A 15,858-nucleotide genomic window follows, 5' to 3' on the forward strand; every position below is an offset into this window, starting at 1 on the left:
GAATGGTCTGGATAGGATTGGCCACGCTGGTGGTCGTATTTGTTGTCGGTTTTCGGGTACTTACCTCTGATTCACGCCGTGCGATTCGCCGCCTGAGCGAGCGCCTGGGCATTACCCCGGAGCCATTGGAATCGATGATCGATGCGCTGGGGAAAACCGCCGGTCACGAGTATCTGCGTTATCTTGAGCGCCCCAATGAGGCGCATCTGCAAAACGCCGCCCAGGTTCTGCTGATCTGGCAGGTGGGGATCGTCGATGGCAGCGAGCGTAATCTGCACTACTGGTATCGGCTGATGCAAAAGGCCCGCCTGGCGGCGCCGATCACCGACGCCCAGATCCGTCTGGCCCAGGGGTTTTTACGCGAGCTGGACCCGGAACTGAGCGATATTGTCCTGCTACAACAGCGCTATAACGCCTTGTTTTTACCGGAAGATGGCGTCCACTGGCTGCACTGATATCACCGTATGTGATAATCATCATCGATGATGATGATTAGATTTATATCACCTCCCGGCAGATGATTGACCTCGTTAAAGCTCACCGTTACGAGGTCTCTTATGAAACAGTCAATGCACCAAAGCGCTATCGTCTGGCCGGAAGATTACCTGCCGGGGACAACCGATAATTTTGCCTCCAATGAAATCATCGTCAGCGGTCTGACCGCGGCGGAAATCTGGGCGCAGCTCGACGACACCACCTTATGGCCCACCTACTACAGCAACGTGGCCGATATCCGTTTTCATGACGGCAGCGGCCCGACGCTGAGCGCCAACGCTCGCTTTCGTTTTTCAACCTTCGGCTTCCCGATTGAAGCGCAGGTGACCGAATATGTTCCACCGGTGGCCGGACAGGCAGCACGCATCGCGTGGCACGGTTGGGCAGAAGGGGATGCAACCACGCGGCTGGACGTGATCCACGCCTGGCTGTTCGAAGATTTGCCCGGCGGCCGCGTGCGCATCCTGACCCAGGAGTCACAGAAAGGGGCACCGGCACAGGCGCTGGCGCAGACGCTACCGAACCCGATGATCAACGGCCATCAGGAGTGGATTTGCGGCCTGGCCACGGCGGCCAAAAACGCACAGCGCGGCTAATTTAGCATTCTGTGCGCTGGCAAGCCTTGTCTGATAGGCTTGCCAGCCGTTTTACCGGTAATAATCAAGCTTCACGTGATTGAATTGTTAAATTAGTCACACACAAAATGTTACACTGCGCAGCTTTTCCGCTCTCCAACCATGCAGGTAACCCATGACGTCTTCAAATGCCTCCACGCCACATGCTCACCAGACTGCGCGACCGAACTGGTCGGCGGTATTTGCGGTGGCCTTCTGCGTGGCCTGCCTGATTACCGTGGAGTTTTTACCGGTTAGCTTGCTTACGCCGATGGCTCAGGATTTAGGTATCTCTGAAGGGGTCGCCGGGCAGTCGGTCACCACGACCGCCTTTGTGGCGATGTTTTCCAGTCTGTTTATTACCTCGATTATCCGCAGCACCGACCGTCGTTACGTGGTGATTCTGTTTTCCGTGCTGCTGACCCTCTCGTGCCTGCTGGTCTCTTTTGCTAACAGCTTTACCTTGCTGCTGCTGGGCCGTGCCTGTCTGGGGCTGGCGCTGGGCGGTTTCTGGGCGATGTCGGCTTCGCTGACGATGCGCCTTGTGCCGATGCGGGTGGTGCCGAAAGCGCTGTCGATTATCTTTGGCGCGGTGTCGATTGCGCTGGTGATTGCCGCGCCGCTGGGCAGCTTCCTCGGCGGGATTATCGGCTGGCGTAACGTCTTTAACGCTGCGGCGGTGATGGGCGTGGTGTGTACGATTTGGGTGATCAAGGCGCTGCCTTCACTGCCGGGCGAATCCCCGTCACAACAGCAAAATATGTTTGGCTTGTTGAAGCGTCCCGGCGTGATGGCCGGCATGTGCGCCATCTTTATGGCCTTTGCCGGGCAGTTTTCCTTCTTTACCTATATCCGCCCGGTGTTTATGAACCTCGCCGGCTTTGATGTCTCTGGCTTGACGCTGGTGCTGCTGAGCTTCGGTATTGCCAGCTTTGTCGGGACATCGCTCTCCTCCGTGCTGCTCAAGCGCTCGGTCAAAGCGGCGCTGGCAATTGCGCCGGTGGTGCTGGCTGTCAGCGCGGCGGTGCTGGTGCTGTGGGGCGAAAGCAAAATCGTGGCCTCGACGGTGGCGATTATCTGGGGCCTCGCCTTCGCGTTGATTCCGGTGGGCTGGTCAACGTGGATCACTCGCTCTCTGGCCGATCAGGCGGAAAAAGCCGGGTCGATTCAGGTGGCGGTGATCCAGCTGGCAAACACTTGCGGTGCAGCGGTGGGCGGCGTGGCGCTGGACCATCTCGGTCTGCTGTCGCCGCTGGTCATCTCCGGGGCCTTAATGCTGCTGACCGGGCTGCTTGTTGCCACCAAAGTCCGGGTATAACGTGTCGCCCAGGCACGGCGTTGTGGCCGCTGCCTGGGGAACACGAGCTACGCCTACGGGCGCTCACCCCTTGCCAGACGGGCGTTGATATCCGCAATGACGCCCGGCAGATCGGCCAGGGTATCGACTACATAATGCGCCCCGGCGGCATACAGTTTTTCCGCCGCCTGTTCACGACGGGTGGCGATCGCTTCTGCCGTCATCTGCTGATATTCCTCCCAGGTCGCGCCAAACTCGTTACCGGACACCGCCAGCCCGACGCTCCACATCCCGGCGTTCAGCCCTTCGGTAATACCCGGAACGGCATCGTCGACCTTCACGCAGTGCGCGACGGCATCAATGCCGAGGGCAATGACGTTTTGCAGCGCCATCCACGGGCCGGGACGTCCGCCGGCGGCCAGGTCATCGGTGGCTACCCAATGGTCAGGGGCATAGCCCTGGGCGGCGGCGGCAGGAACCAGCTTCTCCATGACCGCGCGTGGGTAGCCGGAGCAGGAGCCGATTTTCAGGCCCTCGGCGCGACAGGCGGCAATGGTGTCGACAACGCCGGCGATCGGTGCAGAAAAATCGACGACTTTCGCAATTTGCAGCGGCATGAACGCCGCGTAGATCGCGTCAATATCGGCAGCGCTCATCGCGCGGCCAAATTTTGCCTGCCAGCGGGCATCCACCGAGGGTAGCTGGCCCAGCGCTTCAATGTGTTGCCACTTGCCGAGGCCCATCGGAACGCGGGCCTCCGCGAGGGTGATCTCGACATCAAACGCCTTGCGGAAGGCCTCGACAAAAATCTGCGTTGGGGCGAAGGAGCCGAAGTCCACGGTGGTGCCGGCCCAGTCAAGAATCAGTGCGGTAATGCGGTTCATGGCGGTTCCTCAGTGTGTCCAGTACATGGCGTTATCGATGGCGGTCAGCAGGGCGGTGATGTCGGCGTCGTAGACTTCGCCGATATTGCCGATGCGGAAACAGTCGCTTTGCGAGACTTTCCCCGGATAGATCACAAAGCCCTGCGCTTTAAGCTGCTGATAGAAGCTGTCAAAGCGGTACTGCGGCGCCTTCGGTGAGTAAAAGGCCGTGATGATCGGCGAATGCAGGCTGTCATCCAGCAGCGGCTGGAAACCTAAGGCACGCATGCCGGCGACCAGACGACGCTGGTTGGTCAGGTAGCGCTGATGGCGGGCGCTCACGCCCCCCTCTGCGGCCAGCTCTTTCAGCGCCTGGGCAAAGGCCAGCACGGTGTGGGTCGGGGAGGTGAAGCGCCACTTGCCGTGATGATCTTCCATGCAGCGCCACTGGGCATACAGATCCAGCGACAGCGAGCGCGAGCGGCCCGCGCAGGCTGCCAGCTCGCTTTCACGCGCAATCACGAATGCGAACCCTGGGACCCCCTGAATGCACTTGTTGGCGGAGCTTATCAGGTAGTCGATATTCAACGCGGCGACGTCCAGCGGAATGCCGCCGAAGCTGCTCATCGCATCGACGATATAGCGTTTACCGTAGCGCTGTGCCAGCACTGCCACCTCGCCAATCGGGTTAAGCATCCCGGTGGTGGTTTCGCAATGAACCATCGCGATATGGCTGATCGCCGGGTCTGCCAGCAGGATCTTTTCGATCTCTGCCACGTCCGGACGGGCCACTTCGCCGCAATCGTACGGCTGACAGGCGACGCCCATGCGCTGCGCCATTTCAATCATCCGCGCACCGTAGGCGCCGTTGCTGACGATCAGCACTTTGTCCTGCGCGCTGAGGGCACTGCCGAGCACCGCCTCCACCGCGTAGCTGCCGCTGCCCTGCAGCAGCACCGAGGTGTAGCCTTCCGCAGGGGTTGCCAGCTGGACCAGCTGCTGGCGAATGGTCTGCACCACCCCGAGGTTGTAGTCATCATCCCAGGTGCAGCTATCGAAGAGCATCGCCTCTTTCACCGTGCGAGAGGTGGTTAACGGGCCAGGGGTCAGCAGCAGGTAATTACGTGACGTCATTTGTCTCACCATTTTTGGTCTATACCAGATTGGTTTTATAATGGTGATAATGGTGGCAAAAGGTCAAAGAAAAGATCGCGCTGCAACAAAAAATTCATCTCCATGGGTATAATGGCGCTATCCAATCTGTGTGCGAGACATCATGAAATCACCCTCTGGCGAGACGCCGCAATACCTGTTGATTAAGGCGCAATTGCAGGCTCGTATCGAAAACGGCGCGTTGAAAAGCGGCGACAAACTGCCGTCAGAACGCGAACTGTGTAGCCTGTTCAACACCACGCGGATTACGGTGCGTGAGAGCCTCGCGCAGCTGGAGGCCAGCGGCGTGATTTATCGTGCCGATCGCCGCGGCTGGTTTGTGACGCCGGAGCGCCTGTGGTTAGACCCGACGCAAAACACCAACTTCCACAAGCTGTGCCTGGAGCAGGGGCGGGAGCCGAAAACGGTTCTGCTGAATGGCCGGCTCGCCGCGGTGCCGCTGGATGTGATGGCGCCGCTGGCGCTGCAGCCGTTCGATCAGGTGTATCTGCTGACGCGTCTGCGCTACGCCGACGGGCGGGCGATCTGCTACAGCGAAAATCACTGTCTGCCGGCGCGGGTGCCGGAGCTGCTGCGCCACGATCTGAACGGCAGCCTGACCGAGATTTATCAGGCCCATTACGACCTGATATATACCAGTATGCATCTGTCGTTCTATCCCACCTCGATGCCGCCGCAGGCCGCGCAGGCGCTGGGGGTGATGGAAGGCCGTCCGGCGCTGCTGCTGCGCCGCCTCAACTACGATCAGCACGGGCGCATTCTGGATTACGATATTGAGTACTGGCGCCACGACAGCCTGCGCATCGAAGTCGATACCCACTGATTTTTTCGGCCCTGGGTGCGGTCTCTCCCCGGTGGCGCTGCGCTGACCGGGCTACGATTCTTGCCGCTGGGTCGTCAGGTAGCCCGGACAAGGCGCGGCAGGCGCCGCCTCCGGGGAAATTCCACGCGCTGCTCTCCCTCTCTGTTGCCTCCGTTTTTCATCCACCGGACACACTTCGTTCATCGTTCTGTCATAAATCCCCGGTAGCGTGACACTCAATCTGGTATAGACCATTTGACATCACCACCCAATGAGGCTGATACGATGAAACTCTCCCGACTTGCTCTGCTCTCCGCTTTCGCACTCGCCAGTACCCCGGTTTGGGCCGATGGCGTGGTCACGGTTTATTCCGCTGACGGCCTGCATGATGGCGACAACAGCTGGTATCAGAACCAGTTCGACGCCTTCACCAAAGCGACGGGCATCAAAGTTCAGTACGTGGAAGGCGGCTCCGGGGCGATTGTCGAACGTCTGGCGAAAGAGCGGACCAACCCGCAGGCCGACGTGCTGGTTACCGTGCCGCCGTTTATCCAGCGCGCCGCCAAAGAAAACCTGCTCGCCGAATTTACCCCGCAGGGCAGTGACGCGATCCCCGGCGCCAATGCCCACTACTCGCCGCTGGTGAATAACTACCTGACCTTCATCTATAACAGCCAGCTGTTAAAAAGCGCCCCGGCCAGCTGGCAGGCGCTGCTGGACAACAGCTTTAAAAACAAACTCCAGTACTCCACCCCGGGCCAGGCCGGCGATGGTACCGCGGTGATGCTACAGGCTTTCCACAGCCTCGGCGGTAAAGATGCGGGCTTTGCCTATCTCGGCAAACTACAGGCCAATAACGTCGGCCCGTCCGCTTCCACCGGCAAACTGACCGCGCTGGTGAATAAAGGCGAACTGTTTGTGGCTAACGGCGACCTGCAGATGAACCTGTCGCAGATTGCCCGCAATCCCAACGTGAAAATCTTCTGGCCGGCGGACGAGAACGGCGAGCGCAGCGCCCTGGCCCTGCCGTACACCGTGGGCCTGGTCAAAAACGGCCCGCAGAGCGAAAACGGCAAAAAGCTGATCAACTTCCTGCTGGATAAACCGGCGCAGAGCCACGTCAGCGCACTCTCCTGGGGCCTGCCGGTGCGTAGCGATGTCACGCCAACCGACGGCAATTATCAGGCTGCAAAAGCAGCGCTCGAAGGGGTGAAAAGCTGGGAACCGAACTGGGACGATGTGGCCGTATCGCTATCGGCAGACATTGCCCGCTGGCATCAAGTGACCGACAGCGAGTAAGCCTGATGCTGATGAAAACCACTGCTTCCCATTCCCCGGCGCAGGCGGGGACCTCCGGGATAACCCTCGACGCATTGCGCGTGTCCTATCACGGCAACGTGGTGCTGAAACCGCTGTCATTGACCATCGAACCCGGGGAAGTGCTGGCGCTGATCGGCCCCTCCGGTTCCGGAAAAACCACGGTGCTGCGGGCGATTGCCGGGTTTGTGCAACCGGCGGGCGGGCGCATTCTGATCGGTGATACCGATGTTACCGGGCTGCCGCCCTACAAGCGCGGCCTGGCGATGGTGGTGCAAAACTACGCCCTGTTTCCACACATGAAGGTGGAAGATAACGTCGCCTTCGGCCTGCGGGCGCAAAAGCAGCCAAAAGCGCTGATAGTCGACCGGGTCAAGGAGGCGCTGAAAATTGTCGGGATGGCGGACTATGCCACTCGCTATCCGCACCAGCTTTCCGGCGGCCAGCAGCAACGTGTCGCCATTGCGCGGGCCATTGCCGTTCGCCCGCGGGTGCTGCTGCTCGACGAACCGCTATCGGCGCTGGATGCGCAAATCCGCCACAACATGGTGGAGGAGATTGCCCGTCTGCATCGTGAACTGCCGGAACTGACTATTCTCTATGTCACCCACGATCAGACCGAAGCCCTGACCCTCGCGGACAAGATTGGCATCATGAAAGACGGTTCGATGATTGCCCATGGAGAGACCCATCAGCTGTATCACAATCCGCCTAACCGCTTTAGTGCCGAATTCCTCGGTCGCGCCAATATCCTGCAGGCCACGGCACTGAGCGATATGGTCGGCCCAGGGCTGGTCAGTGTCAGCTGCGGCGGTGGGCTGATCCAGGCTTTCAGCCAGGGTGGCCAGCACGGCAATAACAAGCTGTTGTGTATTCGCCCGCAGCATATGAGCCTGGCGCCGCGCTCGGCGGCCAGTAACCGGCTCCATGCCACGCTGACCTCAGTACACTGGCAGGGCGATTTGACCCATCTGCTGTGCGACGTTGCCGGCGAAGCGGTGCGTATTGTGATGACACATGTCAATCCACTGCCCCGTGCGGGCGACAAGCTGACGCTTTACTTTGAACCGAACGATGCGGTCCTGATTGAGGTATAACGATGTCGCACATGCTTACGCTTTCGCGCCCGGTCCTGAACCTGCGGCCCTTCCTGTGGCTGCTGCTGCCGCTGCTGGTACTGGCGACGCTGTTTTTCTACCCGCTGCTGCTGATTGCTGAACAGGCGCTGCGCGATGACAGCGGTCATCTGAGCCTCGGGACCTTCTGGCAGGTTATCGACTCACGGCGTTTTATTGGTGCCCTGCTGAATACCCTGCAAATCGCGGTATGCGCCACGCTTGGCTGTCTGGTGCTCGGGAGCCTGCTGGCGCTGATTCTGGTCTTTATTCCGTTCCCCGGCAGCGCGCTGATTGGCCGGGTGATCGATACCTTTATTGCTCTGCCGACGTTTCTGATCACCCTGGCCTTCACCTTTATCTACGGTTCGGCGGGGCTGTTAAACGGCACGCTGATGTCGCTGTTCGATTTCGCCTTGCCGCCGGTCGATTTTCTTTACTCAATTCAGGGGGTGATCCTGGCGGAAATCACCGTGTTCACGCCGTTGGTGATGCGCCCGCTGATGGCCGGGCTGCGACAGATCGATAAAAGCCAACTGGAGGCGGCCAGCATTCTCGGAGCCCATCCGCTGCGGGTGATCGCCCAGGTGATTTTCCCGGCGGCGCTACCGGCGCTGATGGCGGGGGGCAGCCTGTGTCTGCTGCTGACGACCAATGAGTTCGGTATCGTGTTGTTTATCGGCGCCAAAGGGGTGAATACCCTGCCGATGATGGTCTACAGCAAGGCGATTCTTGAGTCCGATTACAGCGTGGCCTGCATGATTGCGCTGATCAATATTCTGCTGTCGTTGGGGCTGTTTATGCTCTACCGACTGGCCGCCGCACGTACCGGCGTGAGGAGCTAACGATGTTAATCTGGTCGCGTAAAGGCCGTGCGGCGGCGGGTGGGCTGGCGGTGGTGCTGTTTGCCGGCTTTTTCTTCCTGCCGCTGGCGGTGATCCTGATGTCCAGCCTGAGCCAGCAGTGGAACGGTCTGCTGCCGTCGGGGTTTACCTTCGGTCATTTTGTGAATGCGTTTCGGGGCGCCGCCTGGGATTCCCTGTTTTCAAGCCTGGTGGTGGGCTTTTGCGCCAGCCTGTTTGCCCTGTTGTGCGGCATGTGGGCGGCGCTCTCTCTGCGTCAGTTCAGCGCCCGCCTGCAGCGTTATCTGGGGCTGGCGTTTTATCTGCCCAGCGCGATTCCGTCGGTGTCGGTGGGGTTGGGGATTCTGGTGGCTTTCAGCCAGGGGCCGTTGCAGATGAACGGGACCTTCGGGATCGTGCTGGCGGCGCACTTCGTACTGATTTCCGCCTTCACGTTCAGCAACGTCTCCACCGGGCTGGCGCGTATTTCGCCGGATATTGAAAATGTCGCCTCAAGCCTGGGTGCATCGCCGTGGTATCGCCTGCGCCATGTGACGTTGCCGCTGATGATGCCGTGGATGATCTCCGCGCTGGCGCTGAGCCTGTCGCTGTCGATGGGGGAGCTGGGAGCTACGGTGATGATCTATCCGCCAGGCTGGACGACGCTGCCGGTGACGATTTTCAGCCTGACCGACCGCGGCAATATTGCGGATGGTTCGGCGCTTACCATCGTGCTGGCGGGGGTGACGCTATTACTGATGATCAAGCTTGAGCGTATCGCCCGCCGCCTGAGCCAGAAATAACGTCACACCGCTGTGGGACACCGAGTCGCCCGGGCACGCCGCTAACGCCGCGGCCCGGGAACGGATCTTAGAACCAGGCTTCGAACATCCCGCCGACGTTCAGCGAATCCAGTTGGCTGTCGTCGGTGTTGTTCACTTTTGCAGTATGTTTGTTATCCACCTGACCGCCGGTGACGTAGAAGCGCAGCATCGGACGGAATTCCGGACCCATACCGATGGAGATGTTCTGCGACAGCGTCAGCTTCCAGCCTTTGTTATCCCCGCCCTGATCGTAGTCAACACGCTGGTAGCCGGCTTCCAGCCAGGTGGAATGCACGTCGTTCCAGAAGTACATCGGACGCACGATCACGCCGTAGTTCTTACGGTTGTCGGTATTGTCTTTGCCGTCGTCATAATCGTGGAATGCCAGCAGGTAATCGACCTGCGCCTGCGGGGTGAACTTATGGCTACCTTCAAAGCTGGCATACACCGTCGTCAGGTCGTCGGTTTTGTTATACACGCTGTTATCCGAATTATCGGAGTATCGCAGGATAACCTTGTTGACGCCGCTGTCGTTGGTATGGCTCAGCACCAGGCCGCCTTGCCAGGCATCGAGGCGCTCATCACCGTCCACCGCTTTCGAGTCAAAGCCATAGTTGGCGTACACCTCGACATCGATCGGGCCGGCTTTCATGTTGTGAATTTTTGAGGTCAGCGCATAGTGGCCATCGTCACCGGTGCCGGACCCGCCGGTACAGGTGATGCGCGATGGGTTCGACTCATCGGCCATCACTTCCGGGCTACAGGATTCCACCTGCGACACCGTCGCTACGTCAAACTGCACGCCGCCGATATCGAAGTTTTTCACCCCGGCACCCTGGCCGTCGTGGTTCATCCAGAAGTAGTCGTTGATACCCTGTTGCGGACGCTGGTGGAAGTCACGACCGGCCCAAATATAGGCATTCGGGTTGGATTCCAGCACGTTGGTCACGCCGACGTAGGCCTTTTTCAGGTTAACTTCGTCACTCCAGTGGTCGAACATCACGTTGATATCCCAGATCGCGCCCTGGCTGCTCTTAAAGGCTTTGGTGATCTGGAATTCGCCGCCGTTGCCTTCGTTACCCAGACGACCGATCGCCGAGGCGCCGTTATAGGAGCCGTCCACGCCGACAAACTTCTGATCGCCGGTCTGGAACTGCGCGCCGTAACGGGCGTAGCCGCTGAATTTGAGGCCGAACGGAATCGCCATATCCGGGGAGGCGGCGGTGGTCTGCGGGTTGGTCACCACATCCACTTTCTTATCGGCGGCAGCATCGATTTTGGCCTGGCGGTCGGCCAGCGCTTTATCAACGGCTTTTGCCACAATGGCGTCGATTTGGTCCTGAGTAAAATCTTGTGCGAGTACAGAAATTGGGCACAGCGCGGCGACTACCGCCATGGCTAATGGCAGTCTTTTTATTGTTTTCATGGTTATCTCACATTTAATATTTTATTGATGTTCAGACAATAACCATCCCGCTCCGAATGAAATATCACGATCGGGGCAAGCTGATCCGGTTTATTTAGGGTACAGCTACGCTGAAGAATAAAGGGGCTTATTATTCAGTGTGGTTTTATTAATAAATTAACGCTGATACAGGTGAATCATCTCTTCTGAAAATTCACGGGCAAGCAGTGAGTTCATTAAATGATCCTGCGCATGCACCATGATTAAGGTCATCGGCTGGCGCGCCTCACCGGCATCCTGCTCGATGAGCTGGGTCTGCATCTGGTGCGCGCGACGAGCATAACCATCGGCTTCATTAAGGAGTAATTTGGCTTCATCGATATTACCGCTACGGGCCGCATGTAACGCTTCAAAACATAATGAGCGTGACTGTCCCGCATTCACGATAATTTCCATTACCGCTTCTTCTAGTTCAATCATAATTAATCCTGAGGTGATTAAATTTATATATTAAAGAATGTAGCGAAAATTCCTTTTTCGCATTATTCCAGAAAGTGTTGTCGATTTATTATTTAGGAAACCTGGGAAATACAATTAAGAGTGTATTCCCCGATGATTACTGACCAACGGTTTCGGCAACCGGAACGACGTTTTTGGCTTTTTCGACTTCAGTTTTCAGCAATGAGCGCTCATAGGCACGCAGGAATGGCAGGTAGATAACCGCAGACATCACCATGCAAATCACGCACATGACCACCGGGCTGAGCGTCCAGTTGGCGGCCCAGGAGGCGCCGATCGGTGCCGGTGTGGTCCACGGTGTCAGGGAAACCACCTGTGACAGCCAGCCGAGGCGGGTGGCGCCATAGGCAAGGATGGCGTTGATCATCGGGACGAACACGAACGGGATAAACATCATCGGGTTCATGATAATCGGGGCGCCGAACAGAATCGGTTCATTAATATTGAAGAAGCTTGGCACGATGCCCATTTTTCCGATGGTCCGCAGATGCGCCACACGGCTACGCAGCAGCAGGAAGGCCAGCGGTAAGGTTGAGCCAACGCCGCCAATCAGCAGATAGTGGTCCCAGAAACCCTGCAGATAGACATGCGGCAGCGCGGCACCGGCGGCCAGTGCGGCCTGGTTGGCCGACAGGTTCGCCATCCAGAACGGGTTCATGATCCCGGTGACAATCAGCGAGCCGTGGATCCCGGCAAACCAGAAAATCTGGCACATCAGCACGGAGAGCAGAATCGCCGGCAGGGAGTCAGAGGCGGAAACCAGCGGTTCCAGCAGGTGCATAATCGCCTGCGGCAGAATCATGCCGGTCTGTGCTTCGATAAACAGGTTCAGTGGATGCAGGGTACCAATGACCACCAGTACCGGGATCAGAATTTCGAAAGAGCGGGCCACGCCGGTCGGAACCTCTTTCGGCAGGCGAATAGTGATGTTGTTCTGCTTCAGCCACGCATAAATGCGGGTGGAGTAAATCGCGGTAATTAACGCCGTGAAGATCCCCTGGCCTGACAGGTACTGGGTAGAGATTTTGCCATCAGCATACGGGGCGGCGACCAGTAAGAAGGCCATAAACGCCAGCAGGCCGGACATCACCGGGTCCAGCTGAAACTGGCGCCCGAGGCTTGCGCCAATCCCGACGGAAATAAAGAACGTCATCACCCCCATGCTGAGGTTGAACGGCAGCATCAGCTGTTCGCGATACTGCTGAGAGAAATCGAGCCAGCCGCGGGCAAAACCGTTAGTGGTGTCCGGTGAAAAAGGAGGAAAGATAAATACCAGCATGAAAGAGCCGATGATCATAAACGGCAATGCGGCAGTGAAGCCATCGCGAATCGCGATAACATATTTCTGCTGCCCAAGGCGTCCTGCCAGCGGAGTAATAGATTGCTCGATCACGGCAATCATGGACTGATACAGAGAACTCATTTGAACACCTCTTATTGCGCCGGGTTAATCAGCGACAGGGCATAATCCAGAACGTTATCTCCTCGCTGCATGCCGTAGTCCATCGTGTTAATCGGCTGGACCGGAATATTCAGCGAAGCGGCTTTGTCAGACAAGGTTTTCAGCATGTATTTCACCTGAGGGCCAAGAAGCACCACCTGGTACTGCGGAAACTGCATGTCAAATTCGGAAACGCCATAGGCGTCAATCTGCACCGGCAGGTTACGTTCCTTTGCCACATCCACCATCTTTCTGACCAGTAAGCTGGTGGACATTCCTGCAGAGCAGCACAGCATAATCTTGTACATCGACACTTATCCTCAAAATGTAAAAAGTTATTGCGTGGATGATTTGATATCAGACGGAAACCGGTTTCCATTCATAAAAAACAGAACTGTGACGACTGTCAAGATCTTCTCCTTATGCCGCTAATTAATTGGATTTCGCTCACAGAAATCGGCCAGTTTTGCGATGTTTTTCCATGAAATGGAGAATCGGTTTCCAAATGAAAATAGAAACGGATATACTGCGATGGTTATTATTGAAGCGATTCAGGACCAGGAATTTACGGGGATCGGACGGACCCTGTCAGGGGATAATGATGTCTACAATCAATGATGTTTCACGTTTAGCTGGAGTATCCAAAGCGACCGTCTCTCGAGTGTTGAGCGGTACGCGCGGCGTAAAAGAGGCCAGTCGTCAGGCGGTGCTGCAGGCGGCGGAAGAGCTCAACTACCGGCCCAATATGATCGCCCAGTCGCTGCTGAGCCAGACTACCGGCTGCATTGGCGTGATCTGTGCGCAGGACAATATCAATCAAACCACCAGCTACCTGTATGCCCTGGAAAAGCAACTGAGCCAGCATCAAAAACATTTGCTGCTGCGCTTTGCCAATACCCGTGCCGGGGTAATGAACTCGCTGGAAGAGCTGAGCTGTGGGCTGTGTGACGATGTACTGATTATTGGCGCACGCTTCCCATTGAATATCGATCGTCCGGACGTGGCGCTGATTGACTGCCTGGAGAGTGAAGGGGCCAACAGCATTCAGTTTGACCACGCGTTTGCGGCGGAAACGGCCTGTAACTATCTGATTAGCCAGGGACGTCGGCAGATTGCGCTGATCCATCCGGAAGGGGGGGGATTTGCCGAGCAGGTGCTGCTGGGCTACAAGCACGCGCTGGAGAAAAACTTCCTGCCGTTTAATCGCAACCTGGTGTTCCTCGACAGCACCTCGCCGTCGGTGGCGGTTCAGGAGCTGGTCAACAATGCGACTACCTTGAACTTCAATGCCTTACTGGTGGCTGATGAGCAGCAGGCGCAGCATGTCGTGCCGCAGCTGATGGCGTTCAACCGGGCGGTGCCGGAAAAAGTGATGGTCTTTAGCCTGGCCGGATCGTTACAGCTGCCCGGCATCCCGACGATTCCGGCCATTGAGTATTCGATGGATGCGATGGCAACGCGCATTGTCAGCTGGCTGACGGAAAAAACGCAAATGCTCGGCGGCAGTATGCTGCGCGGCGATTTAATCATTCCGAACCGCTGATACCACTCGCCACCGTTATCGCCGATAATCACCACCCACAGCCGTCGCGCTGTGGGTTTTTTTATGCCCCTCTTTTTTGTCGTCCACTTCACAATATAAACAGAACTCATAGCTGACGCCGGTTTTTTGAACCAGACAGCGCCCGGGGACTGCCTTAAGTTGAATACGAAAGTTCAATCCAAAAAAAACAGTCACCAGAACATTCGTACCGCCTGCTTAAGGAAGTGACCCTATGAACCACTCTCGTGTTGTCGATGTGAAGGCGTGGATCGATGCCCGACCGATCTCGCGCTTTCAATGGAACGTCCTGCTGCTGTGTTTTGTCATCATCATGCTTGATGGCTATGACGCGGCGGTGATGGGTTTTATCGCCCCTGCTCTGATTGAAGACTGGGGCATCAGCCGAGCGCAAATGGGCCCGGTGCTCGGTGCGGCCATGTTTGGTGTGGCTATTGGCGCGCTGGTGGCCGGTCCGCTCTCCGATCGCTACGGTCGTAAACGCATCCTGCTGTGGTCGGTGGCGCTTTTCGCCCTCTTCAGCCTTGCCGGAGCACTGGCGCAAAGTCCGTCGCAGCTGGCGCTGATGCGTTTTCTGACCGGGCTGGGTCTGGGGGCGGTCATGCCGAACTGCGTCACGCTGGTGGCGGAATATATGCCTGAGCGTCGCAAGGGGCTGATGATCACCCTGATGTACAGCGGCTTTAACGTCGGTTCCGGGCTGGGGGGCTTTATTGCCGCCGGGCTGCTGTCGCACTACAGCTGGCATTCGGCGCTGATTTTCGGCGGCGTGCTGCCGCTGGTGGTCCTGCCGTTTATGATAGTGATGCTGCCGGAGTCGGCGATGAATATGGTGGCCCGTCGGCTACCGTCCGGGCAGATTGCCGGGGTGCTGAACCGTCTTGGCGGTAGCTTCAGCAGTGAAACGCGTTTCCAGCTGAATGCCCCGCAAATCTCGCGGCACAATAAAGTGGCGCAGCTCTTTCGCAACGGTTACGCCCGCGGTACCGTCGCCCTGTGGCTGACCTACTTTATGGGCCTGTTTGTGATTTATCTGCTTAATGGCTGGCTGCCGACCATTCTGCGCTCCGGCGGATTATCGCTGCAGCAGGCGGCAATCATTACCGGCCTGTTCCAGCTTGGTGGTCCGCTGGGTGGCATTCTGGTGGGATATCTGATGGACCGCACGTCAGCAAAAGCGGTGATTGCGGTAACCTATTTCCTGGGCTGTGTATGTCTGCTGACGCAGGGGCTGATGGATTTTGGCTCCGCCGCGCTGTCGGTGCTGATCTTTATCAGCGGTATGTGCATTAACGGCGCGCAGAATGGCCTGCAGGCCTACTCGCCAGCCTATTACCAGACGGAAATCCGCGCCACCGGCGTGAGCTGGATGCACGGCATCGGGCGTACCGGGGCGATACTCAGCTCAACGCTGGGCGGCGTGATTATGCTGGCGGTACCGGGCCACTCTTCGATCTTTTTGGTGCTGGCGTTACCTGCCTGTCTGGCGGGGGCCGCGATTTTACTGCACCGTATGAACCACCCGAAGCCTCGGCAAACAGAGGCCGATCTTAGCGCGCCGTCAGGCACAGTGCATAACCGATAAGTGGA

16 protein-coding genes are annotated in these 15,858 nt (G+C 57.8%); 10 read left to right on the forward strand and 6 right to left on the reverse strand.

From position 1 onward, the window contains the following. Window positions 1-2 precede the first annotated feature (2 nt). The 3 genes from ACMYSP_RS12755 to nepI all read left to right on the forward strand — a co-directional run bounded on the left by ACMYSP_RS12755 (window position 3) and on the right by nepI (window position 2,427). Window positions 3-455 carry a DUF1198 family protein gene (locus tag ACMYSP_RS12755; protein WP_434582433.1) on the forward strand — a complete coding sequence of 151 codons (453 nt, stop codon included), beginning with the start codon at window positions 3-5 and terminating at the stop codon, window positions 453-455. 114 nt (window positions 456-569) lie between these two features. Beyond that, window positions 570-1,091, forward strand: coding sequence for an SRPBCC domain-containing protein (locus ACMYSP_RS12760; RefSeq protein WP_434587078.1), 522 nt, complete (start codon window positions 570-572; stop codon window positions 1,089-1,091). Window positions 1,092-1,245: 154 nt separating this feature from the next. Continuing rightward, a complete protein-coding gene (gene nepI, locus ACMYSP_RS12765) occupies window positions 1,246-2,427 on the forward strand; it encodes a purine ribonucleoside efflux pump NepI (protein WP_123757034.1) in 1,182 nt (393 codons plus the stop codon). Window positions 2,428-2,480: 53 nt separating this feature from the next. Here nepI and phnX read toward each other — a convergent pair whose 3' ends face one another. Both phnX and phnW read right to left on the reverse strand, forming a co-directional pair. Further along, entirely contained in the window at window positions 2,481-3,290 is an 810-nt protein-coding gene (gene phnX, locus ACMYSP_RS12770) for a phosphonoacetaldehyde hydrolase (RefSeq protein ID WP_434582434.1), read from the reverse strand. A gap of 9 nt (window positions 3,291-3,299) precedes the next feature. After that, window positions 3,300-4,403, reverse strand: coding sequence for a 2-aminoethylphosphonate--pyruvate transaminase (gene phnW, locus ACMYSP_RS12775; protein ID WP_434582435.1), 1,104 nt, complete (start codon window positions 4,401-4,403; stop codon window positions 3,300-3,302). A gap of 142 nt (window positions 4,404-4,545) precedes the next feature. Between phnW and phnR the strand changes: the two genes are divergently transcribed. From phnR to phnV, 5 genes are all read left to right on the forward strand, one after another. Continuing rightward, entirely contained in the window at window positions 4,546-5,265 is a 720-nt protein-coding gene (gene phnR / locus ACMYSP_RS12780; RefSeq protein WP_434582436.1) for a phosphonate utilization transcriptional regulator PhnR, read from the forward strand. A 264-nt stretch (window positions 5,266-5,529) separates the two neighbouring features. Beyond that, entirely contained in the window at window positions 5,530-6,543 is a 1,014-nt protein-coding gene (gene phnS, locus ACMYSP_RS12785) for a 2-aminoethylphosphonate ABC transporter substrate-binding protein (RefSeq protein WP_434582438.1), read from the forward strand. Window positions 6,544-6,548: 5 nt separating this feature from the next. Further along, entirely contained in the window at window positions 6,549-7,658 is a 1,110-nt protein-coding gene (gene phnT / locus ACMYSP_RS12790; protein ID WP_434582440.1) for a 2-aminoethylphosphonate ABC transport system ATP-binding subunit PhnT, read from the forward strand. 2 nt (window positions 7,659-7,660) lie between these two features. Continuing rightward, complete coding sequence (phnU, locus tag ACMYSP_RS12795) at window positions 7,661-8,521, forward strand: 2-aminoethylphosphonate ABC transporter permease subunit (protein WP_434582441.1); 861 nt, start codon at window positions 7,661-7,663, stop codon at window positions 8,519-8,521. 2 nt (window positions 8,522-8,523) lie between these two features. Further along, window positions 8,524-9,321, forward strand: coding sequence for a 2-aminoethylphosphonate ABC transport system, membrane component PhnV (gene phnV, locus ACMYSP_RS12800; protein ID WP_434582443.1), 798 nt, complete (start codon window positions 8,524-8,526; stop codon window positions 9,319-9,321). A 67-nt stretch (window positions 9,322-9,388) separates the two neighbouring features. Here phnV and ACMYSP_RS12805 read toward each other — a convergent pair whose 3' ends face one another. From ACMYSP_RS12805 to ACMYSP_RS12820, 4 genes are all read right to left on the reverse strand, one after another. Continuing rightward, entirely contained in the window at window positions 9,389-10,768 is a 1,380-nt protein-coding gene (locus ACMYSP_RS12805) for a carbohydrate porin (protein ID WP_434582445.1), read from the reverse strand. A 156-nt stretch (window positions 10,769-10,924) separates the two neighbouring features. Beyond that, complete coding sequence (locus tag ACMYSP_RS12810; RefSeq protein WP_434582447.1) at window positions 10,925-11,227, reverse strand: PTS lactose/cellobiose transporter subunit IIA; 303 nt, start codon at window positions 11,225-11,227, stop codon at window positions 10,925-10,927. A 136-nt stretch (window positions 11,228-11,363) separates the two neighbouring features. Continuing rightward, window positions 11,364-12,689, reverse strand: a complete 1,326-nt coding sequence (locus tag ACMYSP_RS12815) for a PTS sugar transporter subunit IIC (protein WP_434582448.1) — start codon at window positions 12,687-12,689, stop codon at window positions 11,364-11,366. A gap of 11 nt (window positions 12,690-12,700) precedes the next feature. Then, a complete protein-coding gene (locus tag ACMYSP_RS12820; protein ID WP_123757045.1) occupies window positions 12,701-13,015 on the reverse strand; it encodes a PTS sugar transporter subunit IIB in 315 nt (104 codons plus the stop codon). A 293-nt stretch (window positions 13,016-13,308) separates the two neighbouring features. Between ACMYSP_RS12820 and ACMYSP_RS12825 the strand changes: the two genes are divergently transcribed. Together ACMYSP_RS12825 and ACMYSP_RS12830 are read left to right on the forward strand one after the other, a co-directional pair. After that, window positions 13,309-14,250, forward strand: coding sequence for a LacI family DNA-binding transcriptional regulator (locus ACMYSP_RS12825; protein ID WP_123757046.1), 942 nt, complete (start codon window positions 13,309-13,311; stop codon window positions 14,248-14,250). A 232-nt stretch (window positions 14,251-14,482) separates the two neighbouring features. Then, entirely contained in the window at window positions 14,483-15,853 is a 1,371-nt protein-coding gene (locus ACMYSP_RS12830; RefSeq protein ID WP_434582450.1) for an MFS transporter, read from the forward strand. The last annotated feature ends 5 nt before the right edge of the window (window positions 15,854-15,858 follow it).

The organism is Klebsiella sp. R390 (assembly GCF_051131745.1).
GTDB lineage: Bacteria > Pseudomonadota > Gammaproteobacteria > Enterobacterales > Enterobacteriaceae > Klebsiella.

Bases quoted from the DNA above. Each gene is read 5' to 3' on its own strand.
- ACMYSP_RS12825 (WP_123757046.1), top strand. From the start codon at position 13,309: ATGTCTACAATCAATGATGTTTCACGTTTAGCTGGAGTATCCAAAGCG.
- nepI (WP_123757034.1), top strand. From the start codon at position 1,246: ATGACGTCTTCAAATGCCTCCACGCCACATGCTCACCAGACTGCGCGA.
- ACMYSP_RS12760 (WP_434587078.1), top strand. From the start codon at position 570: ATGCACCAAAGCGCTATCGTCTGGCCGGAAGATTACCTGCCGGGGACA.
- phnT (WP_434582440.1), top strand. From the start codon at position 6,549: ATGCTGATGAAAACCACTGCTTCCCATTCCCCGGCGCAGGCGGGGACC.
- phnV (WP_434582443.1), top strand. From the start codon at position 8,524: ATGTTAATCTGGTCGCGTAAAGGCCGTGCGGCGGCGGGTGGGCTGGCG.
- ACMYSP_RS12755 (WP_434582433.1), top strand. From the start codon at position 3: ATGGTCTGGATAGGATTGGCCACGCTGGTGGTCGTATTTGTTGTCGGT.
- phnU (WP_434582441.1), top strand. From the start codon at position 7,661: ATGTCGCACATGCTTACGCTTTCGCGCCCGGTCCTGAACCTGCGGCCC.
- ACMYSP_RS12830 (WP_434582450.1), top strand. From the start codon at position 14,483: ATGAACCACTCTCGTGTTGTCGATGTGAAGGCGTGGATCGATGCCCGA.
- ACMYSP_RS12820 (WP_123757045.1), bottom strand. From the start codon at position 13,015: ATGTACAAGATTATGCTGTGCTGCTCTGCAGGAATGTCCACCAGCTTA.
- ACMYSP_RS12810 (WP_434582447.1), bottom strand. From the start codon at position 11,227: ATGATTGAACTAGAAGAAGCGGTAATGGAAATTATCGTGAATGCGGGA.
- phnX (WP_434582434.1), bottom strand. From the start codon at position 3,290: ATGAACCGCATTACCGCACTGATTCTTGACTGGGCCGGCACCACCGTG.
- phnR (WP_434582436.1), top strand. From the start codon at position 4,546: ATGAAATCACCCTCTGGCGAGACGCCGCAATACCTGTTGATTAAGGCG.
- ACMYSP_RS12805 (WP_434582445.1), bottom strand. From the start codon at position 10,768: ATGAAAACAATAAAAAGACTGCCATTAGCCATGGCGGTAGTCGCCGCG.
- phnW (WP_434582435.1), bottom strand. From the start codon at position 4,403: ATGACGTCACGTAATTACCTGCTGCTGACCCCTGGCCCGTTAACCACC.
- ACMYSP_RS12815 (WP_434582448.1), bottom strand. From the start codon at position 12,689: ATGAGTTCTCTGTATCAGTCCATGATTGCCGTGATCGAGCAATCTATT.
- phnS (WP_434582438.1), top strand. From the start codon at position 5,530: ATGAAACTCTCCCGACTTGCTCTGCTCTCCGCTTTCGCACTCGCCAGT.